This window comes from Pseudoalteromonas sp. N1230-9, from assembly GCF_032716425.1.
Taxonomy (GTDB): domain Bacteria; phylum Pseudomonadota; class Gammaproteobacteria; order Enterobacterales; family Alteromonadaceae; genus Pseudoalteromonas.
This window is the reverse complement of record NZ_CP090419.1, coordinates 3,578,730-3,602,797: the sequence shown is the minus strand read 5'-3', so window position 1 is coordinate 3,602,797 and position 24,068 is coordinate 3,578,730. Positions and strand designations below refer to the sequence as shown.

Annotated in this window: 25 protein-coding genes and 1 pseudogene; 11 read left to right on the top strand and 15 right to left on the bottom strand. The window is 41.4% G+C overall.

From position 1 onward, the window contains the following. The first annotated feature begins 4 nt into the window (after window positions 1–4). Window positions 5–430 (top strand): FKBP-type peptidyl-prolyl cis-trans isomerase, encoded by a 426-nt coding sequence (locus LY624_RS16910; RefSeq protein WP_341803549.1) that lies wholly within the window; start codon window positions 5–7, stop codon window positions 428–430. An 82-nt stretch (window positions 431–512) separates the two neighbouring features. On the opposite strand, the gene LY624_RS16905 is transcribed toward LY624_RS16910, so the two are convergent. Further along, window positions 513–1,487, bottom strand: a complete 975-nt coding sequence (locus tag LY624_RS16905) for an arabinan endo-1,5-alpha-L-arabinosidase (protein WP_445936745.1) — start codon at window positions 1,485–1,487, stop codon at window positions 513–515. A gap of 133 nt (window positions 1,488–1,620) precedes the next feature. Between LY624_RS16905 and LY624_RS16900 the strand changes: the two genes are divergently transcribed. Further along, window positions 1,621–2,649 carry a glycoside hydrolase family 43 protein gene (locus LY624_RS16900; RefSeq protein WP_341803547.1) on the top strand — a complete coding sequence of 343 codons (1,029 nt, stop codon included), beginning with the start codon at window positions 1,621–1,623 and terminating at the stop codon, window positions 2,647–2,649. Window positions 2,650–2,692: 43 nt separating this feature from the next. Here LY624_RS16900 and LY624_RS16895 read toward each other — a convergent pair whose 3' ends face one another. Beyond that, window positions 2,693–4,321: a sodium:solute symporter gene (locus tag LY624_RS16895; RefSeq protein ID WP_237120223.1), complete on the bottom strand. Its 1,629-nt coding sequence runs from the start codon at window positions 4,319–4,321 to the stop codon at window positions 2,693–2,695. Window positions 4,322–4,581: 260 nt separating this feature from the next. Here LY624_RS16895 and LY624_RS16890 point away from each other — a divergent pair, with 260 nt between their 5' ends. The 4 genes from LY624_RS16890 to LY624_RS16875 all read left to right on the top strand — a co-directional run bounded on the left by LY624_RS16890 (window position 4,582) and on the right by LY624_RS16875 (window position 7,877). After that, window positions 4,582–5,304, top strand: a complete 723-nt coding sequence (locus LY624_RS16890; protein WP_130150906.1) for a FadR/GntR family transcriptional regulator — start codon at window positions 4,582–4,584, stop codon at window positions 5,302–5,304. A 45-nt stretch (window positions 5,305–5,349) separates the two neighbouring features. Beyond that, window positions 5,350–6,129 (top strand): SDR family NAD(P)-dependent oxidoreductase, encoded by a 780-nt coding sequence (locus LY624_RS16885; RefSeq protein ID WP_105173867.1) that lies wholly within the window; start codon window positions 5,350–5,352, stop codon window positions 6,127–6,129. Between the two features lie 128 nt (window positions 6,130–6,257). Then, window positions 6,258–6,965 carry a sulfite exporter TauE/SafE family protein gene (locus tag LY624_RS16880; RefSeq protein ID WP_130150908.1) on the top strand — a complete coding sequence of 236 codons (708 nt, stop codon included), beginning with the start codon at window positions 6,258–6,260 and terminating at the stop codon, window positions 6,963–6,965. 27 nt (window positions 6,966–6,992) lie between these two features. Next, on the top strand, window positions 6,993–7,877 hold the full coding sequence (locus LY624_RS16875; RefSeq protein WP_341803546.1) for an SMP-30/gluconolactonase/LRE family protein: 885 nt from the start codon (window positions 6,993–6,995) through the stop codon (window positions 7,875–7,877). Here LY624_RS16875 and LY624_RS16870 read toward each other — a convergent pair. The 3 genes from LY624_RS16870 to LY624_RS16860 are packed head-to-tail and all read right to left on the bottom strand — an operon-like array spanning window position 7,872 to window position 10,165. After that, a complete protein-coding gene (locus LY624_RS16870) occupies window positions 7,872–8,759 on the bottom strand; it encodes a LysR family transcriptional regulator (protein WP_341803545.1) in 888 nt (295 codons plus the stop codon). The two genes, LY624_RS16875 and LY624_RS16870, sit on opposite strands and share 6 nt — an antisense overlap. A 54-nt stretch (window positions 8,760–8,813) precedes the next feature. Continuing rightward, window positions 8,814–9,680, bottom strand: a complete 867-nt coding sequence (locus LY624_RS16865) for a pirin family protein (RefSeq protein ID WP_341803544.1) — start codon at window positions 9,678–9,680, stop codon at window positions 8,814–8,816. Between the two features lie 59 nt (window positions 9,681–9,739). After that, window positions 9,740–10,165 carry a DoxX family protein gene (locus LY624_RS16860; RefSeq protein WP_341803543.1) on the bottom strand — a complete coding sequence of 142 codons (426 nt, stop codon included), beginning with the start codon at window positions 10,163–10,165 and terminating at the stop codon, window positions 9,740–9,742. 128 nt (window positions 10,166–10,293) lie between these two features. Between LY624_RS16860 and LY624_RS16855 the strand changes: the two genes are divergently transcribed. Beyond that, window positions 10,294–10,830, top strand: coding sequence for a hypothetical protein (locus tag LY624_RS16855; RefSeq protein WP_341803542.1), 537 nt, complete (start codon window positions 10,294–10,296; stop codon window positions 10,828–10,830). Window positions 10,831–10,856: 26 nt separating this feature from the next. Here LY624_RS16855 and LY624_RS16850 read toward each other — a convergent pair whose 3' ends face one another. From LY624_RS16850 to LY624_RS16805, 10 genes and pseudogenes are all read right to left on the bottom strand, one after another. Continuing rightward, the gene (locus LY624_RS16850; protein ID WP_063700888.1) at window positions 10,857–11,699 is read right to left on the bottom strand and encodes a DUF4198 domain-containing protein; all 843 of its coding nucleotides are present in this window, start codon (window positions 11,697–11,699) and stop codon (window positions 10,857–10,859) included. 9 nt (window positions 11,700–11,708) lie between these two features. After that, on the bottom strand, window positions 11,709–12,209 hold the full coding sequence (locus tag LY624_RS16845) for a DUF2271 domain-containing protein (protein WP_341803541.1): 501 nt from the start codon (window positions 12,207–12,209) through the stop codon (window positions 11,709–11,711). Next, complete coding sequence (locus LY624_RS16840; RefSeq protein ID WP_341803540.1) at window positions 12,209–12,841, bottom strand: PepSY-associated TM helix domain-containing protein; 633 nt, start codon at window positions 12,839–12,841, stop codon at window positions 12,209–12,211. The genes LY624_RS16845 and LY624_RS16840 overlap by 1 nt, the downstream gene beginning before the upstream one ends. Window positions 12,842–13,044: 203 nt before the next feature. Beyond that, window positions 13,045–13,425, bottom strand: a pseudogene (locus LY624_RS16835) (YbaN family protein); the annotation flags it as partial. 146 nt (window positions 13,426–13,571) lie between these two features. Then, window positions 13,572–14,162: a biliverdin-producing heme oxygenase gene (locus tag LY624_RS16830; RefSeq protein ID WP_341803539.1), complete on the bottom strand. Its 591-nt coding sequence runs from the start codon at window positions 14,160–14,162 to the stop codon at window positions 13,572–13,574. Window positions 14,163–14,238: 76 nt separating this feature from the next. Continuing rightward, window positions 14,239–16,872 (bottom strand): TonB-dependent receptor, encoded by a 2,634-nt coding sequence (locus tag LY624_RS16825; protein ID WP_341803538.1) that lies wholly within the window; start codon window positions 16,870–16,872, stop codon window positions 14,239–14,241. Window positions 16,873–16,951: 79 nt separating this feature from the next. Further along, complete coding sequence (locus LY624_RS16820) at window positions 16,952–17,890, bottom strand: FecR family protein (RefSeq protein ID WP_341803537.1); 939 nt, start codon at window positions 17,888–17,890, stop codon at window positions 16,952–16,954. A gap of 11 nt (window positions 17,891–17,901) precedes the next feature. Next, window positions 17,902–18,381, bottom strand: a complete 480-nt coding sequence (locus tag LY624_RS16815; RefSeq protein WP_341803536.1) for an RNA polymerase sigma factor — start codon at window positions 18,379–18,381, stop codon at window positions 17,902–17,904. A gap of 148 nt (window positions 18,382–18,529) precedes the next feature. Beyond that, entirely contained in the window at window positions 18,530–19,855 is a 1,326-nt protein-coding gene (locus tag LY624_RS16810) for a porin (protein ID WP_341803535.1), read from the bottom strand. A 102-nt stretch (window positions 19,856–19,957) separates the two neighbouring features. Continuing rightward, window positions 19,958–20,446: a MarR family winged helix-turn-helix transcriptional regulator gene (locus tag LY624_RS16805; protein WP_130150922.1), complete on the bottom strand. Its 489-nt coding sequence runs from the start codon at window positions 20,444–20,446 to the stop codon at window positions 19,958–19,960. A gap of 330 nt (window positions 20,447–20,776) precedes the next feature. Between LY624_RS16805 and LY624_RS16800 the strand changes: the two genes are divergently transcribed. From LY624_RS16800 to LY624_RS16785, 4 genes are all read left to right on the top strand, one after another. Next, on the top strand, window positions 20,777–21,628 hold the full coding sequence (locus LY624_RS16800) for a D-hexose-6-phosphate mutarotase (protein WP_130150923.1): 852 nt from the start codon (window positions 20,777–20,779) through the stop codon (window positions 21,626–21,628). Window positions 21,629–21,682: 54 nt separating this feature from the next. After that, window positions 21,683–22,216 (top strand): PH domain-containing protein, encoded by a 534-nt coding sequence (locus LY624_RS16795; RefSeq protein WP_130150924.1) that lies wholly within the window; start codon window positions 21,683–21,685, stop codon window positions 22,214–22,216. Further along, entirely contained in the window at window positions 22,209–23,741 is a 1,533-nt protein-coding gene (locus LY624_RS16790; RefSeq protein ID WP_130150925.1) for a PH domain-containing protein, read from the top strand. Before LY624_RS16795 ends, LY624_RS16790 begins: the two co-directional genes overlap by 8 nt. Window positions 23,742–23,820: 79 nt before the next feature. Continuing rightward, a complete protein-coding gene (locus tag LY624_RS16785) occupies window positions 23,821–24,063 on the top strand; it encodes a hypothetical protein (protein ID WP_130150926.1) in 243 nt (80 codons plus the stop codon). The last annotated feature ends 5 nt before the right edge of the window (window positions 24,064–24,068 follow it).

Here is a 24,068-nt window from a genome sequence, read left to right as displayed (position 1 = left end):
GGCTATGTTAAGCAACAATGCGTTTGCGACGGCTAAAGAGCATGTTTTACCGTCGCTTTTAGATAACAGCGCCGAGCAACACAGTTTTTACCAAACACCCACAGGACTTGGTTATCGAATAATTGAGCAAGGTCAGGGGGATAAACCAAGTTGGGATGCCACAGTGACTGTGCATCAACGCCTTACCCTTAAAAATGGACGTGTGTTGTTTGATACTCGCAAGCAAGGTGCTGCTGTAGAGTACGAAATTGCAGAGGCGATAGTGGGCTTGCAAGAAGCACTGCAATTAATGAATAAAGGCAGTCGCTTTGAAGTTTTAATCCCTGCGCATCTGGCACGCGATATGTACAGCGTATTTATTGAAGAAAAGCATCAACAAGGCTCCCAAAGCCCTATGCTTGTTGATATTACCTTGGTTGATTTTAGTTAATAATACCAACTTGCTATCTCAAAATAGATCACTTAAGTAAATAAAAAACCTGCAATTATGCAGGTTTTTTTGGTTTGAATAATTATTTCTTAAGCTTGGTTTTGAGCTTATTTAGGTCGGTGGGGTTAACAACCGGCCAATCGTTTTTCCAACTCATAGGTAAAATACGTAGCTTTTGCACGCCGTTATCGGCTGTTTCGTAGGCGTGTAATACTAAATAGTCTTTACCATCAAAGGTGTATGCAGCACTATGGCCAAGGGCTGCCCAATCTTTGTTACCTTCAATAACTAAACTGCCACCGCCATCAACCATAGAGCGACCTTGTTGATCTAAATATGGGCCTTCGATGTTTTTACTGCGGCCTACGCGTACATTGTAAGTACTCTCTACGCCACGGCAGCATTTATCAAACGAAACAAACAGGTAGTAATAGCCATTCTTTTTAAAGATATAAGGTGCTTCAATTGGGCCATGTTCCGTGTTTGGGCGACTCGCAATGTGATGCCATTTTTCAGGTTTTGCTAAGCGCACCATGTCATCATCAAGTTGTACTAGTTTAAGACCACCCCAGAACGAACCAAAGCTCATCCACGGTGTACCATTGTCATCTTCGATAATTGCAGGGTCGATAGCGTTCCAATCGTCGCGCTCAGGCACTGATTCAACCACAATGCCGTAATCAATCCACTTGTAATCAGGTGATGATGGGTCAAGGGTTTCGTTAACCGTTACACCAATTGCTGAGGTGTTTTTGCCAAATGCAGAGACTGAGTAATAAAGGTAAAACTTACCATTTTTCTCGTACACATCGGGTGCCCATAAGTGGCCATCAAAACTTGGTGAAATACGCTTTGCCCAACTTGGCTCATCTTTAAAAACGCGGCCTGTGAGTTTCCAGTTGGTTAAATCTTTCGACTCATAATAGGTAATGCCCGGGCCTGTGCTAAAGACATAGTACGTGTCGCCTTCTTTGGTCATTACCGGATCGTGTACTTCAACTTGCTTTGCAGATACGGCTGCGGCAGAAAAAAGTAGCCCTGTTGAAAGCCACTTCATTACTTGTGTCACGTTACTTACGGGTCTCATGCTTGAATACCTTTTGTTGTTTTAACTCTTGTGTTCATTCAGCTACTATATAATATGTAATACAATATTAACAATAAAATCGAGACGAATTACAGGACACATTATGCTCAAAAAATTATCTCGGCTAACGCTTCTTAGTGCGTTAAGCGCCTCACCATTGTCAGCCCTTGCTGATGCTAATAGTAGCAAGGCTTTAGCGCCAATTGACAACCCCATAGTACTCAAACGTGCTGATCCTTGGTTAGTTCGTGATGATAAAAGTGGCTGTTACACGTTTATTGGTAGTTCGCCGAAATTTGATGAAATTGAGCTGCGCCAAGCTTGTCGTTTAAACGATTTAAAATTAGCTGAGCCAAAGGTTATTTGGCAAAAGCGTGATAAAGGCCCAATGAGTGTCAATATTTGGGCTCCAGAGCTACATCAGATTGATGGCAGTTGGTATATCTACTTTGCCGCAGGTGATATCGAAAAGCCATTCAGTATTCGCATGTATGCACTTAAAAACGACAGTGCTAACCCGATGCAAGGTGAGTGGCAAGAAATGGGGCAAGTCACCAGCCACCTTGATAGCTTTTCGCTTGATGCCACAAGTTTTACGCACAAGGGTAAGCGTTACATGATTTGGGCGCAGCAGAACCAGCCTGCAACTTATAACTCAGCTTTATGGTTAGCTGAAATGGACTCACCAACATCAATTAAAGAGCCCATTATCGCGATTACAGAGCCAACCCTTGATTGGGAAGTGCAAGGCTACAAGGTAAACGAAGGTGCAGCAGTCATCACCCATGGCGATAAAATATTTGTCACTTATTCAGCCAGTGCCACCGATCATCGGTATGCGATGGGTTTGCTATGGGCAGATGTGAATGCTGATTTACTTGACCCTGCTAGTTGGCATAAGAAAGCTGAGCCGGTGTTTACCACCCATGCTGAGCTAGGACGTTTTGGCCCTGGGCACAACAGTTTTGTAAAAGCTGAAGATGGTGTAACTGATTTAATGATTTATCACAGTCGTGATTATAAAGAGCTGAAAGGCACACCGCTTACAGATCCTAATCGCCATGCGCGAGCACGCATTATTACGTGGGATAAAAACGGCTTTCCAGTGTTTTCACTAGAACTCGCTGATTAAAAAAAGGCGCCAATTGGCGCCCTACAACTTTGGGAATGAACGATTACCAGAAGCGGTAGTAAATAAAGGCAGTAATACCAATAATACCTGCGGTATGAATGTAATCCCACTTATCTAAGCCAGCAGCCACTTCTTTCATGGTTGCTTTATCTAGGCTTGAGAAAGTCAGACCTTTCAATTGTTCTTCGTCTGCTTGCTTGGTGAAAATACTCACCACAATCATAATCGCAACGACCACGACAAATAGCAGAATACAGTAATATAACCAGTTCATTGTGGTGATCCACGCAAATGATGAACCTGTTAAATCATCTTTAAATGGCAGTAACACTAAGCGGATCATACCAAGTACAAAACCCGACACTAAGCCCACAAAACCCGCTGTTGGAGTGATGCGTTTACTACATAAACCGAGTAAGAATACTGCTGCAATACCTGGTGCAATAAGCGACTGCACACTTTGTAGATATTCATACAGCACATCGGCAATTAAGCTCATGACGGGTATCCACAATAGGCCTAATATAACAATTACGATAGTGGCAATACGGCCTACTTTAAGAAGGTGCTTCTCAGATGATTCAGGTTTGAATTTCTTATAAAAATCAATGGTAAATAAGGTCGCTGATGAGTTAAATAATGATGCTAACGAGCTCATAAGCGCCGCGACTAAACCACCAATTACAATTCCTTTAACGCCGGCCGGTAATAGCTCAGCAACGAGAGTAGGGAAGGCTTGATCAGCACTTTCATAGCTAATAATACCCTTAACATTCAATGCGTATGCAATCATGCCTGGTACTAAGAAGATAAATACAGGAAGTAGCTTTAAGTAACCTGCGAACATGGTACCGCGACGGGCTTCTTTAATGCCTTTTGCAGATAAAACACGTTGTACGATGTATTGGTCTGTACACCAATACCAAAAACCAATAATGAATGAACCAAATACAATGCCTGGCCATGGGAATTCAGCATCTGAAGCACTACGTATAAGGTGCATATTAGCATCGTTGATACGCTCAACTTCTGCCCAGCCTCCAACTTTATCTAGACCAACCACTAATATGACTAAGGAGCCAATAATGAGCACTGGAGTTTGCAGCACTGAAGTCCACATAATGGCTTTCATACCACCAAGCACCGTATAAATACCGGTGATCACCACAAGGCCAATAGCTGAGATCCAGAAGAAGTCTATACCCCAAATGCTCTCGATACCTAAGATTGTTTTAAATGCAATACCGCCGGCATAAACCGTCACCGCTACCTTAGTTAATACATAACTAATCAATGAGATTACAGATAAGAAAGTACGTGATTTAGAGTTAAAGCGGCGCTCTAGGAACTCTGGCATGGTGTAGACTTTACTACTCCAATAGAAAGGCACGAAAATCCAACCGAGTAGTAGAATGATCCACGATTGCATCTCCCAGTGAGCCAGTGCCATACCCGATTGTGCACCTGAACCTGAAAGGCCCACTAAATGTTCCGAGCCAATGTTTGATGCGAAAATAGAGGCACCAATTACTAACCAACTTGCATTACGGCCCGCTAAAAAGTAATCAGCGGTGTCTTCTTCTTTTTGTCGCATAGACATCACGACAACGCCTAGTAACAGGACAAAAAATCCTGCCAGCACTGTCCAGTCTAAGGTACTCAGTTCGACCATTGTGTGTTCCACCTAATTATGAAAAGTGAATATTGTTTTATATTTGTCAAATAAAAATATTATATTATAAATGGGTTGAGTTAAAGAGATTTGTTAAAATAAGGTGACAGCCAGTACAGAAAATAGTGACTTAAACGCTCGGTTTTTGTTCAATTATTCTGGGTGTTTTTATCTTTGTTATTGATTATAAAGAATAATTTGCAGGATGACGGAAGCAGTATATAAATGTATCATATACCCAGATCTTTTGAGGAACACTTATGGCGCGTTTAGAGAATTTAAACCTATCACAACAAGTTACCAATGAGCTTGGTAAAGCAATCATTGTTGGTGATTACAATACTGAAACGGGGCTACCAACCGAAGCACAATTATGTGAAGTGTATGGTATTAGTCGCACAGCTGTTCGTGAAGCAGTGAAAATGCTCGCTGCAAAAGGACTGATTTCTTCTCGTCCACGACAAGGTATTCGTGTGGAGTCAGCGGAGAACTGGAACTTATACGACACAAGCGTATTGAAATGGTTGCTTGAGAGCAGCCCATCATTATATGTATTAAAAGAGTTTTTGCAGGTTCGCTTGGCGATTGAACCACAAGCAGCGGCACTTGCTGCAAGAAAAGGCGATCAAGCAGCCATCGCAGAAATTAAAATTGCACTCGATAAAATGCAAGCGGCAGCAGAAGAGCCTGAAGGCGTAATGCATGAGCCAGACCTTGCCTTCCACACGGCAATTTTACACGCCAGTGGTAACCGTTTTTTCTATCAATTACGTGACTTTATTCGCACCGCATTACATGTGAGTATTCAACATACTACACCCGCTAAAGGCAATAAGAAGGCTATCGCTGAAGAACACTTTAAAGTGTATAACGCAATTGCAAGCGGTGACCCTGAGCGTGCTAAAAACATGATGACGTACATGATTGATGAAGCAATGGCGTTTATTGAAAAAGAAATCGCTGATAAAGAAGCGGCTCAATAAGTATCGCTTCTTGACGTTGTAATTACTTTAAAACAAAAGGTTATCATGCCAAATTCAAACGAGCTAAAAACAGTTTACCCAAGCCTCGCTGGTAAGAGTGTGTTTATTACTGGCGGTGCATCGGGAATTGGTGAAGTAATGGTAACGCGGTTCTGTGAGCAGGGCGCGAAAGTCACCTTTGTTGATATTGCAACCGAGCAAAGTGATGCTTTATGCGCAAAATTAGCTGGTAAATATGAGTTTGATCCACAATTTATTCATTGTGACATACGTGATGTCGAAGCCTTAAAAGCGGCCATTGAGCAAACTCGCCAGCAACAGGGTGACATTGGTGTGTTAATTAATAACGCCGCCGATGACACCCGTCATGCCGCGGAAAATATGGATGTGAAATATTGGGAAGACAAGTTTGCAGTTAACTTACGCCCGTGTTTCTTTTCATCACAAGCAGTGGTTGAACACATGCAGCGTTTAGGTGGTGGTAGCATTATCAATATGGGGTCGGTAAGCTGGCGTATTAAGCAAACTGGCATGCCTGCCTACACAACAGCAAAAGCAGGGATTGAAGGTTTAACCCGTTCATTAGCTGCTTCATATGGTAAAGATAATATTCGTGTAAATTCATTGGTACCAGGTTGGGTGATGACAGAGCGTCAAATCACTCATTGGCTAACCCCAGAAATGATTGAAGATGTTCGTTTAAGTCAATGTATTAATGAAACAATTCAACCAGACCATGTTGTCAATGCCGCGTTGTTTTTAGCCGCTGATGACAGCTGCATGATGACAGCACAATCACTGATAGTAGATGCAGGTTGGACTTAATCTTTCAAAGCGATTGCAAAATAGCTAACTTGCGATAAAATTTTTTATGTAATTCAAATGGTACTATAATAATAAAATATGGGTTATAGAATCAGCAGAGCTCATACTTAGGAAGGTGGTAAGAAAGTTTGACCGACTTTGTTCTTGTTTATTTAATTTTGATTATTGGCGCTTGCCTACAAAGTGTTATTGGCTTTGGGTTAGGTATGTTATGTGTGCCTGTCCTTTACTGGCTAATGCCAGAACTGGTACCAGGTCCTATGATTTTGAATGCGCTGTTTTTAACGTCGGTGTTAATGATAAAACACCGTGGTGCAATAGACATGAAACAAACGGGCATATCCATAATCGGTGGTGCAGTGGGGGTTATCTTCGCCGCTGTGGTGATGTGGTATGTCAATGCCAAGCAGTATCAACTCTTGCTCGGGGTGAGTATTTTGGTCGTGGTAGCTTTATCTGTTATAGGTATGAAACCGAAAATCTCCACAATCACTAGCTTGCTTGCGTCAATGTCATCGGGCTTTTTAGGGACCACGACTTCCGCTGGTGGCGCGCCGATGGGGTTACTTTATCAAGCTGAAGATAAAGACAAAATTAAAGCGAATCTGAGTGCCTTTTTCGTATTCATAAACCTGTTTGGCATTATTGTATTAATGCTTACAGGCTCTGCTGATATCAGCGATGTGAAGCTGTTTTTCTTATGTTTACCTGCAATTTTAACTGGTTGGGGTCTATCTTTTGTGATTAATAATAACCTCAATGAAAAGGCCATTCGCGGCATCATCTTGCTGGTGGCTGGTTTATCTGGTCTAGCACTTATTTTCATACACAGATAGAATGAGAATAGTTCAGCTTTTTGTGTAATGAAGCCAATGCTCGATGACACCATTAAAATAATCATTTCTAGCCAATGCCAATTAGGCGAAGGTGCCTATTTTGCAAAGGCGCATAACTGTTTATTTTGGGTCGATATTTTAGGGCAGCGTTTGTTTCGTTTAGACTGCCAATCGATGCGCGTTAGCCAGTTTGCCATGCCAGAACCTATTTGTTGGGTGATGGAAACCGAGCAAGCAGAGTTAGTTGCAGGCTTTGCCAAAGGCGTTTATACGCTAAATAGCAAAGACTTTAGCCGCGAACTCCTTTATGCAATTGACCACGAACCTTCACAAAACCGCTTAAACGATGGTAAAACGTCTCGCCAAGGGTTTGGCTTTTTTGGCTCAATGGACTCTCAAGAGCAAACCAATAGTGGCAAGCTATATCGTTTTGGCCATGGTCAAGCTCCGATAGCCGTTGATCATGACTACACCATTAGTAATGGCCCTGCGGTAAGTAAAAATGGTCAGTTTCTATATTCTACAGATTCAGATAAACAAACAATCTACCGCTTTACTCTGAGTGAACAAGGCGAGCTTGCTGATAAACAAGAATTTATTCGCTTTACTGACAATATGGGTTTTCCTGATGGCATGACCGTTGATAGCGAAGATCATCTTTGGGTTGCTGCATGGAATGGTTATGGCGTGTATCGTTTTGCGCCAAGCGGTGAGCAAGTGCAGTTTATTCGCTTGCCTGCACCACGTGTTACCAGTGTCGCATTTGTTGGTGAAGAGCTTACGCACCTTGCGGTGACAACTGCGGCAGTAGGGCTCGAAAACTCGGTACTCGCTGATTACCCGCACAGTGGTGGCGTGTTTATTCTCGAGCCGGGCGTTAAAGGCATTGCTGAAACGCCTTTGAAGCTATAGGTTTTCCATTACTTGATAACGCAACTCGCCAAGAAATGCGCGTGCTGCCGGGCCCAGTTTATCACCGTCTTTAAAGAGCAAATGTAATTTAGCGCTGCGACTGCTGTTATGGGTTAAATTAAGAGCTTTCATTTGCCCAGTCGCAAGTTGTTTTTCTATCGCGACTTTTGGTAACCACGCAAAGCCCAGTCCATTACTGATCATATCAATCGACGTGCGCATATGAGTGACGGTCCAGCGCTGATCGGCACCTAACCAGCCACCATCTTGTTTGTGCTTATTCGCTGAATCGCGAACCACAATTTGGCGATGTGATTTTAAATCTTCGAGGGTGATTTCACGCTCTATCGCATGCAAAGGGTGATCTGGATGGGCGACGGCAATAAACTCGATATCACATAATTCTTCATGAAAGTTTGCCGCAATTGGAAAGCCGGTAATAGCAATATCAACCTGATCGTTTGCGAGCAATTCATTGCCCCCCATTAGTACAGACTCATGCAACTCAATACGCAGTTGCGGGTATTGCGATGACGTGTCGTTAAGTACTTTATAAAGCAATTGTTGTGGGAAAATAGCATCAACAGCAATGCGCAATTTACTTTCGATACCTTCACCCAAGGTTTGCCCAATGGCCTCAACCTTAGCGGCTTCATCGAGTAAGTAATTGGCGCGGCGTAGCATCATTTCGCCGGCTTCAGTGAGCACGGTTTTGCGGCCTTGAATGCTGAATAATTTTACATTGAGTGCAGATTCAATTTTACCAACCGCATTATGAATACTCGATTGGCTTTTATGAATGCCTTGTGAGGCCTGGTTAAAGCCTCCAAATTCAACAACAGCACGAAACATGCGCCACTGTTCTAGCGTAATTCTTAGCATGATGTTCCTTTGCTTACTTAACTGCCTAATAGTACCTGTAAATGCTGAAAAAGTTTACTTTTTAGCAGTGGGCAACTCAATATACTCAAGCTCATCACCAGGAATGCTTGCAAAGCGCTGTGCTTGCCAATCTTGTTTTGCTTGCTCGATGCGCTCTTTGCTGTAAGCGACAAAATTCCAGTGTAAATACGGAACTTTATTAAATTTACTGCCACCAAGTAAAATAAAGCGGCTGTGGACCAATGTCGTTATTTCGTGTTCGCTGTCATCAAGTAGCACAAAGTTACCTTGGGTATAGCGAGTATCACCCACACTAATTTCACCATAAATAACATACACGGCGGTTTCATGATGAGGATGCGGTTTAGTTATATGGCTACCTTGCTCGGCTACTGTATCTACATAAAACATTGGTGAGTAGTTTTTCACAGGGGAGCTTAAGCCATAGGCATCCCCCACGATGAGTCGCATCAGCACGCCTTTTTCGATTCTCTCAGGCAGTTGCTGTTTTTTGATATGTTCAAAACGTGGTGCTATTTCAGTCATGCTCTCAGGTAGAGCAACCCAGCATTGCAGACCATTAATGTCGTGCTCGCTCGCCCGCACTTCAAGGCTTTCTCTTTCTGAGTGAACTATACCGCGACCTGCGGTCATCCAGTTAACATCGCCGGGTTCTATTTGCAGGCTATTACCTAGCGAATCGCGATGGTAAATACTGCCAGTAAATAAATAAGTGAGCGTTGATAAGCCAATATGAGGGTGAGGCCTCACATTTATGCCTTCACCGCGAGGAAAGTGATTTGGCCCCATGTGGTCAAAAAAGATAAATGGGCCAACCATTTTTTTGTCAAAATGCGGCAAGATGCGTTTTACATCGAGCCCACCAATATCGTGGCTGGTTGCTGTTAATAACGTTGCCATATTTGCGCCCCTTAAAAACAAATTCAGCCAACAACCTAGGTTATTTGCTGGGATAAATGTTATGCCTGACTACGTTTTAACACTAGTTGATCTAGACTGATTTTGCCTGCACCAACACTGGCTAATGCTAAAAAGCCGCCTGCCATTGCAATGTTTTTGTAGAACATTAAAAACTGCATTTGATCATCAAGTTGAAAGTGGAATAACAAAGCACTCACTAGGCTGAAACCAGCAAAAGCGACAGCGGTTAGTTGTGTTAAAAAGCCTAGTAAAATAAATAATCCGCCAACAATTTCAAAGGCAATCACAAACGGCAGTAAGAACTCTGGTAAACCTACTGATGCCATGTACTGAGCCGTTGCATCAAAGAATTCTATTTTGCTAAAGCCGGTTAGTAAAAAGATCGCTGATAAACCAATACGTGCCAATAAAGTGCTAATATTTTGTAATTGTGGTTGAGCTGAGATTAAAGTAAAAAGTTTCATAGTAGGTATCCTTTTTAGTTAAGCAGTGTGTCTGCGATGGAGTAACTATAAGTTCACTTTAAAAGAATTAAAAATTGTAAAATTAGCATTTATCATTCTTTAAAAAAGAATTTAAAGGGAGGTTGAATATGAAGTTGTTGTTATTAATAGGGTTTTGTTTTTCGGTGGTTACGAGTAGCTTGGTGTTTGCCGAACAAAATTTACCAAATAGTCGTCTTTATGAGTTGCTAGCTTCAGATATTGCGGTGCAGCAAAGCTGGCAAGTTAAAGACACAATTAAAGGTTATGAGATGCTGGAATATCAAATTAACCTTAATAAAGGCACTACTTTAAAGGTTGATTTTGATCCATCAAATTCAAGCAACTACTTTAATATTTTACCACAAGGCAACCCAACCGCTTTGTTTGTTGGCCCTGCAAAAGGTGATCATGCTGAGCTTACAATTCCTGATAATGGCGATTATATGATTCGGGTGTTTTTGATGCGCAATGCCGCACGCCGTGATGAGCAAAGTGAATTTACTGCCGATATTAGCGTCGTAAAAAGTACATTAAAAGGCATGCACCCAAGCTGGGATGTCGATGGTGATGGGATTAATGATTGCGAGAAAGACGGCAGTTGCGATCATACGGTTGACTACAGCCTTCCTCGAAAGTCGAATTAGGCCTTTATTGAGGCCTAATCAGCTTATTATTCAGGCGCTACTTCAAGCGTTGTGAATAATGAGTAGCGTACGTTATCGATATCGGCTTCTGTTGGTTTTTGATCAACAGAGGCTTCAATCAGGTACATATCAGCGTGCGCGAAAGTCACCGTAAAGAAGCCTTTTTTATCGGTTGTTACTTTCACTTCGTCGCGTTCATTACGGTAGCGTGCACTACCACGAACAATAGCAAGCTCAACGTCAGCGGCTGGTTTGCCATCCATTAATAATTGGAACTTAGCTTCTTCACCAGCAAATAGGTCGTTCGGGTGAGTAGGGCCTGAAATTTCTAGGCCTTGACCAAGTAATGTTGGCTTAGAAGTTCCATTACGGCTAACGAAGGTATCAACAGTTGCGATTGATTTTACAGTACGTACCTCAGTTGCACCTGCTGGTAGATCTGCTTCTTTTTTACCTGCGAACACACGACCGCGATTGCCGTCTTTATCTTTATAGAAAGTCATCAGCATTGGTTTTTGCTGCATAGCAATATGGTAAGTACCGTCTTGCGTTAAACTTACTGCCGCAGAATTTTTGCGTTTTAAGTAGTATGCGCGAATCGTTTCTTCAACCGGCTTACCATCTGGAGCAAGAGCAATTAATAGGTTGTCGTCATACTCAGCGCCTTTTTCTTTCGGGCGGTATGCTTTATCTGGGCTAAATAACTCATTTGAAATACTGGCATCGATCATCACATAGTGAGTTTTCTCACCTGATAAAGAAGTGTGAGATGGCATTAACCAACGAGCATGTGCTTGTGCATAGCCAGATGCAAGTGCGGTGAAGGTCACAGCGCCGATCAGCGCTGTTTTTAATAATTTTAATTTCATTGTTTGTCCTTAATGACTGGTAATGGTAACAAAGCTAGTCGCGAACTCTTTTTCGCCTTTAATAGTGACTTTGCCGTCTTTCGTTAAGTCGATTTCAACGCGGGTGTAATCTCGACCACCTTCTTCACGTACAACCTCAACATTAAGTAGGTAGCTGCCAGGTTTAACTGGATTGCCCTTTAAATCTTTACCTTGCCACTCAATGGTGTAAGTACCAGGGCGTTTTGTTGCACCTGTAACACCATCAACGTTGTCGTTGCTACGACCAGCTTTTCGCCACCACTGACGTAAGTCTTTAAACCACTCTGCTTTCTCAACCCAAAGTGCAATCGTAGTAACGTGTTTACGCTCAGGTGTTTCTAGCCATAGCGCCACATAAGGGCGATGATATGGGGAAACATCTAGTTCAGGTAAAGTGAACTCAACAGTGAGGTTGGCGTCTTTTGCAAAGCTCAGAGGACTGAATAAACAGCTAATTAGTAGAGCAACGAGTAAGTGGGCTTGTTTCATTAAGATACTCCTTTAAGTTGAGGCACCCAAACTAGATAAATGACCAAAGGCGTGGCAACTCCGAGGAGGGTTAACCAAAGACCTGCGGCACGTTTTTTACGGTTTTGAAAGAGAATAATTAATCCGGTGATGGCAAACAGAATCATCAAAACAGCTGAAATATCAATGACCCAGCTCCATGCTTCGCCGGTATGGCGGCCTTTGTGTAAGTCACCAATCAGACTCATAAAGCCACCGGTTTGATAATCAATATTAAGTTCACCGGTTTGAAAATCGATTTCGGCATAGGCAAAGCCTGCTGGAAGCGGGTAGTCGAGCATTACCAAGGCATCTTCTTTTTCCCATTCAATGCTTTTTACATTGCTGAGTGAAAACTGCTGCTGCATGTAACCTTCAATCTCGGGATAGAGGCTTGGTAACGTGTCGAGGTTTGCTTGTGCTTTTTCGAATAATTCTGCAGAAACTAGAAGTTGGTTTTGTCCGTTTTGCTTGTCGTTTTCTAGCCAGTCAACATGGTTAAGGATGATACCGCTAACACAGAAAAGAATTAGCAAAAAAAACAATGCAGTTGAAAGGTATATATGCAAAGCACGGCTAACGCTATAAAACGTGCGCTTATTAATAGAAAACATAAAACAGGCAATTCGTTAAAGATACAAATATGATAATGATTTGCATTAATGATAACAAGTGAGTTTACGTTCTTTACATTTGTGTTTTAGAAGTGAATAGCGAGGTAAAACATGATGGCGACTTGTGTGCAAAGAAAGCAAGTAAGTAGCGTCAAGCGCACTTGTGAAGACATGTTTACTCGGATAAATGGAGGGTTATTTGTAGCTGACGGGCGGTTTATTAAATAACCCAATACGCCTACTTCAATCACGGCAACTAAATACATAATCCAAACAGGCGCAGCGCTTTGTAATAAAAATATATAACCTAATGCCATACCAAAAGCAGCTAAAAACTTAGCACGGGTTGGTACAATTTTATGCTCTTGCCAGTGTCTAAGTGACTCTCCGTATCGAGGGTGATTTAGGAGCCAAGCAGAGAGTTTGGGCGAAGAACGTGTAAAGCAAGCTAAGGCTAAAATAAAGAAAATTGTTGTTGGCATGACAGGCAAAGCAATACCTATGATACCAAGCGCTACCATTAATAGACCAACCGCTTGATAGCAGCTGTTTTTAGATGCAGCCAATAGTGTTTTAACATTCATTGATAGAATTTAGCCCAAAATATAATACGTAAGTGCTTATTTAACTCTAGCTTAGCTTATCCTTTCTTAACAAGCCGTTATTGATAATTAAGATAAAAGAGCCACCAATCAAAACACGTAATTAGTGTTTTGATTGGTGAGATTAGTTATGGATAGACGTGTGTTAAAAAGTTTTGGAATCGAGAAAATGCTTGGCGAGCCCCCTCAATAAGGGCCGTTTCTTGTGTTTTTGTTAATTCCATATTATCAATTGCTTGAATAAGGTTTCGCCAAGCGCTGCCACGTCCTGCTCCTGGGCCTGTTAAGTATCTACCTCCATGTTCGGCGTTATAATTTAATTTAGCTTGCACTTGTTTTCCGAGCATTGCAGCGCCTACTTTTGACCCCTCTACAACATACAGCCAGCCAAGGGCTGTAGCGAAGTCAGTGTTGTTATTAATACAGGGCACTAAATAGATTTGAGGTAAAGGTGTCGATAAGTCAGCAAAATCTTGTTCTAACATTGCTAGTCTTTGACGAGATGATAAATCGTCGATGTATTTTTTTAGTTCAGGATGGGTGTAAAGAGCACTTACATCTTTTAAAAAGTAATACTGTAAGGTTAAGAATGCTAAATAGCTTTTTGTATTAGTAAAAGGATCTTGAGCCATAATGCTTTTATCTACATTGTCATGCACATCGGCTGTAGTAATTTTTAAATTATGCGCACGCGACACTTGAGAGGCGGTAATGGTCATGTTTTTTCCAAATAGTAAACGAAAAAAGCATTACATTGATAGGAGATGTCAATGTAATGCAGGAGATAAAAAATGTTTATAGCTTGATTTCTAAACCAAGAGTAATGGTCTTCCCAGGCTCTGGCATTGCCACAATTGAACCGGTTGATACCTTGTATTGATCAGTTAAGTTAGTCACAGAGGCGTAGCCTTTGAGGGTTTCATTAAATGTATAATCAAGATAAAAATCGAGCTGGTGTCCAGAAGGAATATACTCAAGCGCATCCACCCCCGTTGCTGACAAAAATCCACCCGGATGGCGCTTCTCTGTATGCTTTTTATAAATCAAGCCAATATCAAGGGCGTCATCAAGTAAGGTGACGCCCATATTAGCGATATAGCTTTTTTTAGGTGGGATACGCAGGGGTGTTAATCCACCCAAGAAACCTTCACTGTTACAGCGCTGTGCATCACCGATATCTGCTAATGCGTTTGAGCACATTTCAACATCTTGGTAATTGATCATTGATGCTGATGCATAGAAGTATTGGTTTTTATAATCCATTTTTAACTCAAAACCAGGCAGGGTGAATGAGTCATAGTTTGTAAACGCGTAGGTGCGTTGCCATGAATATGCGTTAGGATCGGTTTTCGGCATGTTAGCTGTGGCAAGCATATCTTTAATTTCTGTATGAAAAAGACTTAGATTTAAAGAAAAGCTGTCATTAGCGACTAATACCTCGTTAAAAGAACTTTCGAGGTTAATTTCGTATGAGTTTGTTTGCTCTGGACCAATAGGGTAGTCAGGTGAGTAAGAAAAAACTTCATTCGATACTGTGCCCTCGTACAAGCTCGGCATTCTATATGCCTTACTGTACTTTGCCGACACAACTGTATTGCTGCTTAGCAAGTATGAAGCTTGAAAGGTTAAGTCTAGTTTTGCATCAAAGTCATGCGTGAGTGTGGCCTGATGGTCGTCAATCTTAGCGTCATGCAGATTCAGATTTAGCAGTAGCTCTAGATCATTGAAATCTAACTGTGTATTAGCAAAAATACTGTTTGAGCTACGTTTTCCATCTCTTGATGTGGGGTACTTAGTATGAAAGTTTTCCTCATAGCCCTCTTTTGGTTTTAACTCTTCAGATTGCCATGCGTAACCTGTAGTCAACGTTGTAGGGATTTGATCTGCAATTTTAAAACTTGATACATTTAGCACACTAAAACCTGCGCGCTCATTTGAGTATTGATGTGTGTATTGCAGTGCATTTGAGCCTAAATTTGAAGCCAATGCATTATATTGATCCAGCTTTGCATGGGTTTTCCAAACATTTACCTTTAAATCAATAACAGGGTTAGCGGTCGGTAAGTAATGGTAAACTGCGCTTACACTATTTACATGTGCTGTGCCAAGTTGCCACTGTGGCATGGCTTCTTCACCAGCTTGAATTTCTACCCATTTACCATCAGGTAAACGTTTGTAATCACCTTCTTTATACTTATGCCAATAAGTAGCAAGCATTTCACCCGCTGCTTGTTGGTGGTGACGTGTATTAACTTCTAATGTGTGCTCATCAGAAAAGTCATAACTAAACTTAGCTAAATATGACTCGCTTTCAAAGCTTGTATTTACAACTTCTGCCCCAGGACTAACAGGCGGGTGGATTTCATACGTACCTCGCCAACCCTCAACAGTTTCAACAAAGTCTTTGTAACCATGGCTACCAGCAAAGTAATTGCCCACTTTTTTGTCACTAAAAGCTAATACAGCACTAAAGTCATCGCTTTTATAGGCAGTAGCAAAAACCATTGCGCCGTTTTCAAAGTCTGTGGTGTTATGGCCTTGTGATACTTGGTAATACTCTTGTTCTACAGGGTCATCACTCACACTTGGCATTGAGTTATTGTTGTAAGTTTTTAATTTTATCAATGCACCTAAACTTTGCCCCTCTTTTAAAATATCTGCAGGGTTTAGTGTACTCATGGTGACTGTACCGCCAATAGCACCAGCACTAAATGGAGAAGCTTTAGCCGCAGGACCTTTTTCTACATTCACAGTACTGATCAAATCAGAATCTATATAAGTGCGGTCAGAAGTACCCATATAACCGCGGTTGGTATGGGTCGATTGCAAGCTACCATCAATAAAAATGGGGACGCGACCTTCACCTTGAACCCCGCGTATACCTATATCTAAAGCGCCAGCCTCATTTCGAATGTTATTAGCTTCAATGCCTGAAAATGTAGAAAAAATATCTGAGTTAGATAGTCCACTTGTTCTGTCCATATCTGCACGGGTGAGGTGTAACTGTGTGCCCTTAACAACGATAACTTCAATATCTTCTTTACCTTTAGTTGGACTCGGTGTTGATACAGAATTATCGGCAGAAAGTGGGAGGGAGTGCTTAGTAGTTTGTGAGGGTTTAATAATAATATTGTTATCGATAACCTCAGCACTCATCGTGGTGTTTTTTAGAGCATGATCTAACGCATCGTATATCGATATTTGACCGTGTATGGCCGGTGCTGCAAGCCCTTTTAAATGCTTAGCGTCAGCAATTAAGTTCATGTTTGCTTGCTGCGCAAGTTGGTTTAATGAGTTACTTAGTGGCTGCTCTGCAATATTAAATGTATAAACAGTGGTTTGTTGGGCGGCAATCGGGGCGCTTAAGGTTAATCCTAGTGCCAGCGCTAAAGGAGATAACCTCATTGCAAAAAGGCGAGACTTATTCATTTTTATATTTCCAAGCATTAAGTGAAACTAAGTTGAAAACGAATGAGAATGAGAATCCCTCAGTAAAAATATTAAAAAATTAAACTTTTTCTATAACTACCTGATCTAAAGAGCTTTTGATTTTTACTGGAAGTACATGAGGCAACAAGGCTAAGAACTTTTCAAACTCATGAGCTAAAAATGTACCAGAGACAAGAAGTTGACTTGCTTTATCATCGGTAATTTTGACATTGATTGCATGATAGCGGTTAAATTCGGCTAACACTTCATCAAGCGGGGTGTTGTTAAAAATGAGGCGTCCATGTCGCCAAGCATCCACACGATTTAAATCAATGTTTTCAACGGTGATGCCGTCTTTATTTATTTGGGCTTGCTGTCCTTGAATCAGTTCTACAGCATGGGTGTTCGTTTGAACTTTTACCCGACCATGCTCAACACTAACATGTGTACTCGATGTTTTTTTATCGACAGTAAATTTAGTACCGAGTACAGTGATTTTAGTTGTGCCAGTGTTAATAATAAAAGGGCGTTTAGCGTCTTTAGAAACATCAAATAATGCACGCCCTTTGACTAAGGTATTTAAGCGCCTATCGTCATTAAAATTAATGCTTAACTTTGTTTTGGCGTCTAAGCTCAGTTGCGATCCATCAGGCAGGGTAACGTCAAATTGCTCGCCTATCTGAGAATTGTATTGCGCACTGTAATCGTTAGATTGTGGCCATAATGTATAACTAATGAGGCTTAGCATACATAGTGCGAAGCATGCCGCAGTTGCAATCCAGATGCGCGAATGTGTAAAACTAACACTGTTTGAATTCGATAGAGCGTCAATTTGATGATCAGAAAACTGATTTAATAGGCCATCTATTTGCTTGCTTTGTTCAAAACACGTTAAGTGTTCTGGATTTGCCGTAAGCCACTTCTGAAACTGTTGCTCTTGTACTGCGGTGAAGCCCTTTTTTTGTTGTTCAAGCCACTGGTTCGCTTGCTCTTGCAAACGTATTTGTTGACGGTCCATTTGACTTAATCCTATTTTCTATTCATTGCTTTACGGCATAACATCATGGCTGTGGCTAGGTGTTTTTCTACCATGCTAACAGAGATGTTCATTTGTACTGCAATTTGTGGCTGGCTCAAATTTTTAAACTTATATAACACAAATGCTTGTTTCGTTTTTTGTGGCAGTTGCTCTATCGACTTATACAGCAAGTCGAGTTGTTGTTGTGCTGCTAATTTTTTTTCTGGCTCGTAGTCAACGGGGGCGATTAACTCTTGTTCTTCATCGTTTGAGATCTTTTGATTTTTTCGATAATGATCGATGACGATATTTTTCGCGGTTGTAAAAAATAAAGCGCGGTGTTGGGTTGAATTATGATCTGGGTTTTTAGTCGTATGATTCAATAACCGCAAATAGGCTTCTTGAACTATATTTTGCGCTTTTTCTCTGCAGCCAATAGAGCGAGAAATATAATTTAAAACTTCAGCGTAATAGCGTTCCAAGATACACACTTTTAGATAGTTAAAAAAGGATGCGCATAATAGTTACTAAAATAGGTAACAGCAATGATTTTTATTTTCATTTTTTACTGGTTTGAGGTGTGACAAAAAAGCCCAGTTAAAAACTGGGCTTTAATATTTCATTTACTATCAGTGGTTACTAGAAGTAATAACCTATGTTGATATTGAAGCGAGTTTCTGTTTCGTCGCTGTCACCAGCAACTGAGCCGCCTACAAATGGCTGATTTTTCGCTTGAACAAAATCAAAGTAGGTGAATAAGCCACCTGCTGCAACAGACACCCCAGTTACATTCATCCAAGTATCGGCGCTATTGTCTGACTTGTCATAAATAATGCCGTAGTCATTGTAAAACTGTAGGTCTGTAACAGGACCCCACTCGACAGGGAGGCTGTAGGCAATATTGGCATTAGTCATGGTTGCTTCAGCTGCGATGCTATCGTAAAAAGCATAAGCTCCGACAGCCATACGATTTACATTATCAATATCGTAATTATATTCGCCATGTTGCAGTTGGAAGTTCCACGGGCCAATAGTGCTATTTAAATGGACCGCCCAAGCATAGTAGTCACCAGCACGGTCTTCACCATCGTGTAGGCCGCCTGATAGGGCTGATACACCTAGCTCTGTTTTGCCACCTTCATGCTCAAAGTGATAGCCGTAACGACCAGAGAAGGTGTTGTATTCACCAATAGCATTGCCTGGCTCGGCATAAATGCCTTCGTCTGCTGAACGGAAACCAACTACATCGTATGAGTAGCGATCGCTGCGATCATCAACATAACCGTCGACACCACCTAGCTCATCATTTTTGAAAAAGCCAAGATCAATTTGCCAGTTATCGGCAATTTTTCGTTTTAATAGCACACCTAAATCGTGATCATCTTCCAAACCTACATAATAGGTTGTTCCAAAGAAGTAGTTGTGTGAATTATATGGCCAGTTACCAAAAGGAACTTTGGTTATACCTGCCTGCACTTGCCAGTCTTCGGCAAAGTCGTAGGCTGCATAGGCATATTTAACTGCTGTCATATAGTCAAAGAAACGAATTTCAGCATTTAGTTGCACATCACCGACATCCCCTGAAAAATTCAGTCTAAAGATATCGAAGTCGAAGTCACCGCCACGATTTTTGTTACCGTCATCATACGAGGTATAGCTGTAGTTTGTTCGCACAGCTCCACCAACATGAATACCAGATTCTTTTTTGTCTGATACGGTTTCAACAGCAGCAGTTTGCTCCTCAAGTTGCTTTTGTTGCCTTGCAACCTGTGCATCAATCTGCGCTTGTTTATCAGCTTGTTGCTGCGATTTTTCCTCGGCAGCATCAAGCTTGCTCTGGAGTTGCTGCATTTGCTCTTTAAGTAATTGCAGCTGTTTTTGAAGGTCATCTATTTCAGATGCCTGACTAAGACTAGAAGTAGTGCCCAAGGCGATTGCGAGGGCTAACTTTGAAAGTTTAAGCATGATTTTCGCTAGTGTTGGAATGGGTACTACTAGCATAGTTGATATTCACACTCAACCCAAGGGTAGCCACAAAAAATTAATATTAATCAACCAGTTTTGCAATTAACTATTGTGATCGAGTGATTTTGTTATGGCGCCAACTTCTAATAGTGGTGATGCATCAAGCTGATCAGCATCCATCATTGCTGCAATACGTTGCATTGATGAAAGCAATAAGCTTTGCTCCCACTCTTCGAGGGCTGAAAATTTTTCTATGAAGTGCTCTTGCAATGGCTGAGGAGCTTGCTCTAAAAGTGCTTTGCCTTTTTCTGTTAAATACAAGCTGACGCGGCGCTTATCCATTTGACTGCGCACACGGGTGATAAGCTCTCTGTTTTCAATTCGGTCAAGAATATTGGTCACAGTTGCAGGGCTTAAGTTGACGTTTTGAGCAATACGACTTGCTGTGATGCCGTCTGTTTGTGCTACTTCATTCATGATAAGTAATTGCGGGCCTGTTAACCCAGACGTTTTGTTGAGCTGCTTAGAATGCAGATCGATTGCTCTGATTACTTTACGTAATGACACAAGTAGTTCGTCATACTTTTGCATGTTTTTGTCTCTTTAAAGGCGGCCTAGAACGACCGAAGCCGCGAAATATTACACATCAAATAAATTGAGTTCAAATAATTTGTGGCTATGTTTGCTATAAATAGCCTAATTTTCAGAGGAGATTTTTATTTGAGTAGTAATTAAATCTCGTTTGGTGTATCACATAATAATGTAGATGTTCTTTATAATTAAATAGCGCTTTTCGCCTGCACACGCACAAAGTAGTAAACAATTTCATCAAATAACTAAATATTATTTACTAACTACTATGGCTTTGGGTATTGTGGGGTTATTTAACTATTTCTTTTCTTTCATTTAATGGGACGAATTATGAAGCTATCGCCATCAGTTACGATTGAGCAAAGTGAGACTGGTCTTGAGTTTATTAAAGTAGCCAGTGAGTTTTGTGATGCCACTATCTTTTTACAAGGTGCGCAAATTACAGAGTTTACACCGACAGGTAAAAAGCCATTACTGTGGGTTTCTCAGCAGGAAGATTATCAAGAAGGTAAGGGCGTTCGTGGTGGCATTCCAATTTGTTGGCCGTGGTTTGGTGTGAGCCAACATGAAGGCTGGCCTGCTCATGGTGTTGCTCGTACGGGACTTTGGCGTGCTGAACAGGTGAAAGAAGAGGAAAACTCGATCTACATCAGCTTGTCATTGCCAATGAATCAAATTGATGAAAAGTATTGGCCACACAAAACTAAACTATTGGTGGAATTTATTTTATCAACGAGTTTAGAAGTGCGTTTAACAACAACGAACCTTGATAATGAAACACTTAATTTTACGCAGGCATTACATACTTATTTCCCTACGCCTGCGATTGAAGAAACCAAAGTTGATGGTTTACAGGGCTCTAAATATATAGAATTTGGTGAAGGTCCATTTGAGCAACATGATTTGGTTTCATTTGCTCGTGAAACCGACATGGTTTATACCCAAGCACAAGATACACAACGTATCATTACGCCAGATGGGATCATTGAAGTAAGCCGAGAAAATTCGCGGTCATGTGTGTTATGGAACCCGTGGATTGATAAATCAAAAAGGCTATCTAATTTTGCCGATGATGAATATCACGTGATGTTATGTTTAGAAGCCGCCAATGTACTTGAAGATAGCGTTGAGTTAGCGCCGGGTGACAAGCATACACTTGCTACCTCTCTTCGCTGGGTATAAAAAGTACCGAGTATGAGTAAGGTCAGTTAAAACTGGCCTTAACAAGGAACGATCGTGTTTAGTAATCAACAAATAGAAACCCTTCCACAGCATCAGCGCATACAATTTCAATCACTTGCAGATAATGCAATATGGCATGTACAACTAAATTGGTTGTTGTTTTATGTGCCTCTAATGGCCGTGATTATTGCTGTACGGCATTTTAATCCTGCCGTTAGCGAAGCCATTGCTTTACCTTGGCTTCTGGCTTTGCCATTGTTGGTAATACTGTCGATGGTTTACAACCTTTACAGCGTTCGCGCTAAAGGGGTGGCAGTAAGAGAGCATGATATTGCCTTTAAGCGGGGGCTAATTTGGCAACAAATCACCTTATTGCCAATTTCTCGCGTGCAACACACCGAAATTCATCGCGGCCCAATTGAGCGAAAGTTAGGACTTGCAACACTCAGGCTTTACAGTGCAGGTGGCATGAGTGCTGACTTACATATCAGCGGGTTAACTGACCAACAATGCAATGATGTCCGCCAGTTCGTGCAAAGTTATGGTGATAATGCAGCAACTCAAGAAAATGAGCTTGCCGATGAGTGATCAACAATGGCAACGCGTGTCGCCATGGGCACTACTGTACTTTATTGTTCACTTTGCACTGCGCTTCATAAAAGATGGGCTGCTTAATTTACTGCCAATTTTGGTGTTATTTGTTACGCAAGTTGAACAAAAGCTGTTTTGGGGGCAAATAGCCGTTACCGTGGCCTCGTTAGTTTTAGTGCTGTATGCCTTTGCTTATTATCGTAATTTTAAATATCGCATAACGGATGGTAACGAAATACTGCTCAATAAAGGGGTATTCAAAAAAGAACGGCTAACCCTAAAATTTGCTCGCGTACAGAACGTAAACATAGCCGAACCTTTTTATTTTCAGCCGGTTAATTTGGTTAATTGTATTTTCGATGCCGCCGGTAGTAGTGCTCAAGAAGCTGTGATCCCGGGAGTAAAGCTTAGCTACGCCGAGCAAGTGCGCGAACAAGTTATGGAATTTAAGGCTCAGTTACAACAGCAAGAGCAGCTACCTATTGAGCAGGGCGAAGTAACAGATAAACCGACAACCTTAACGATCAGCAATGCTGAAATTGCTAAGTTTGGTTTGATGTCGAACATGGCAATATTGGCATTGGCTGCACTTGCTCCATTTATGAATGTGATTTTTGAGTACCTCGAAAAAACCATCATAAACCGCCTAGAGACCATACTGAATGAGCAAGCTGCGTTCATTGGCAGTGCGGCTGCAATCACTGTGTTAATTATGGTTGTAGCCATTGTTTTATGTGCCATTTTACTTTCTGTTGTCATGGCATTAGTGCGCTTTTTTAACTTTCAGCTGTACTTTCAAGACGGTAAGTTTAAGCGTGTGGCAGGTTTATTTGAGCGCCAGCAACTCTCGATCAGCGTGTCGAAAATTCAAAGTGTGCAAATTAAACAAAATATTATTGCCAAGTTCCTTAATCGCTATACCTTAATTTGCCCACAAGTGAGTAGTGGTGGTGTGGCAGCTGGGGTTGCGGCACATAAAAATAAACAAACGTTAGTGATGCCAGTAATCACCAAAGAGCAAGTAAAAGCCGTATGTGGCTGGTTATTTCCATGGTTTGTTGATTTAACGGAGCTTAGCTTTATTAAGCCTGAGCGAGCTTTACTTTATAAAAATACGTTTTTATATGTAATTCTACCTACTGTATTTTCTGCTTTAATTTTCAATGCTTTATTTGATGCTGCTACGATGTTGTGGAGCATTGTCGTGGGCTTAGTTTTGATGATCGGTGTGTTTTTGAATTATCAAAAAACGGGTCTGGCTATGTATCAACATGACGGCCGTTTTTTTGCCGTATTTAAAACCGGCATACTGGGTGTGCAGTATCGTGTTTTTGAAATCTATAAAGCGCAAAGCGTCACCACAATAAGCACTTATGTAATGCGCCGATCACAGCTTAAGAGCTTGTATATACAACTGGCTTCTGGTTCTGTATCAATGCCTTACTTAAAAGCAGAGCTGGCTGAGCAGTTTGCTGATTTTGCCCTATATGAAATAGAAGGCGTTGAGCGGAATTGGTTTTAAATGAAAATAATTCTCAATATCATTGACCTGTTTGGGTTTTTGAGTATACTTTCTCAAAAGCTACAGAAGGAGGTGCGCGATGATATATTTTCTGCCTATTTTAGCCATTACAGGTATTGTCGGCTTACTTTGCTATGCTCGCAACAAGAAGGAGTGTAAAGGCCTTTGCGTAAGCTGTGCAGTGACTTGTATTGCTTTGCTTGTAACAGGCGCGATGGCTCTTGCGGGTCTGGGGGCACTTAGAAGCAGTATTATGTTTGCAGCGACAATATTTATTGTTTACCAATTACTAGGCTTGGTTCGCCCGATTAAAATTGAATAGTTTCT

Bases quoted from the DNA above. Each gene is read 5' to 3' on its own strand.
- LY624_RS16905 (WP_445936745.1), bottom strand. From the start codon at position 1,487: ATGAAGTGGCTTTCAACAGGGCTACTTTTTTCTGCCGCAGCCGTATCT.
- LY624_RS16800 (WP_130150923.1), top strand. From the start codon at position 20,777: ATGAAGCTATCGCCATCAGTTACGATTGAGCAAAGTGAGACTGGTCTT.
- LY624_RS16850 (WP_063700888.1), bottom strand. From the start codon at position 11,699: ATGAAATTAAAATTATTAAAAACAGCGCTGATCGGCGCTGTGACCTTC.
- LY624_RS16840 (WP_341803540.1), bottom strand. From the start codon at position 12,841: ATGTTTTCTATTAATAAGCGCACGTTTTATAGCGTTAGCCGTGCTTTG.
- LY624_RS16820 (WP_341803537.1), bottom strand. From the start codon at position 17,890: ATGGACCGTCAACAAATACGTTTGCAAGAGCAAGCGAACCAGTGGCTT.
- LY624_RS16875 (WP_341803546.1), top strand. From the start codon at position 6,993: ATGAAGCCAATGCTCGATGACACCATTAAAATAATCATTTCTAGCCAA.
- LY624_RS16830 (WP_341803539.1), bottom strand. From the start codon at position 14,162: ATGACCATTACCGCCTCTCAAGTGTCGCGTGCGCATAATTTAAAAATT.
- LY624_RS16860 (WP_341803543.1), bottom strand. From the start codon at position 10,165: ATGAAACTTTTTACTTTAATCTCAGCTCAACCACAATTACAAAATATT.
- LY624_RS16885 (WP_105173867.1), top strand. From the start codon at position 5,350: ATGCCAAATTCAAACGAGCTAAAAACAGTTTACCCAAGCCTCGCTGGT.
- LY624_RS16845 (WP_341803541.1), bottom strand. From the start codon at position 12,209: ATGAAACAAGCCCACTTACTCGTTGCTCTACTAATTAGCTGTTTATTC.
- LY624_RS16805 (WP_130150922.1), bottom strand. From the start codon at position 20,446: ATGCAAAAGTATGACGAACTACTTGTGTCATTACGTAAAGTAATCAGA.
- LY624_RS16810 (WP_341803535.1), bottom strand. From the start codon at position 19,855: ATGCTTAAACTTTCAAAGTTAGCCCTCGCAATCGCCTTGGGCACTACT.
- LY624_RS16900 (WP_341803547.1), top strand. From the start codon at position 1,621: ATGCTCAAAAAATTATCTCGGCTAACGCTTCTTAGTGCGTTAAGCGCC.
- LY624_RS16890 (WP_130150906.1), top strand. From the start codon at position 4,582: ATGGCGCGTTTAGAGAATTTAAACCTATCACAACAAGTTACCAATGAG.
- LY624_RS16870 (WP_341803545.1), bottom strand. From the start codon at position 8,759: ATGCTAAGAATTACGCTAGAACAGTGGCGCATGTTTCGTGCTGTTGTT.
- LY624_RS16895 (WP_237120223.1), bottom strand. From the start codon at position 4,321: ATGGTCGAACTGAGTACCTTAGACTGGACAGTGCTGGCAGGATTTTTT.
- LY624_RS16790 (WP_130150925.1), top strand. From the start codon at position 22,209: ATGAGTGATCAACAATGGCAACGCGTGTCGCCATGGGCACTACTGTAC.
- LY624_RS16785 (WP_130150926.1), top strand. From the start codon at position 23,821: ATGATATATTTTCTGCCTATTTTAGCCATTACAGGTATTGTCGGCTTA.
- LY624_RS16855 (WP_341803542.1), top strand. From the start codon at position 10,294: ATGAAGTTGTTGTTATTAATAGGGTTTTGTTTTTCGGTGGTTACGAGT.
- LY624_RS16865 (WP_341803544.1), bottom strand. From the start codon at position 9,680: ATGGCAACGTTATTAACAGCAACCAGCCACGATATTGGTGGGCTCGAT.
- LY624_RS16910 (WP_341803549.1), top strand. From the start codon at position 5: ATGTTAAGCAACAATGCGTTTGCGACGGCTAAAGAGCATGTTTTACCG.
- LY624_RS16825 (WP_341803538.1), bottom strand. From the start codon at position 16,872: ATGAATAAGTCTCGCCTTTTTGCAATGAGGTTATCTCCTTTAGCGCTG.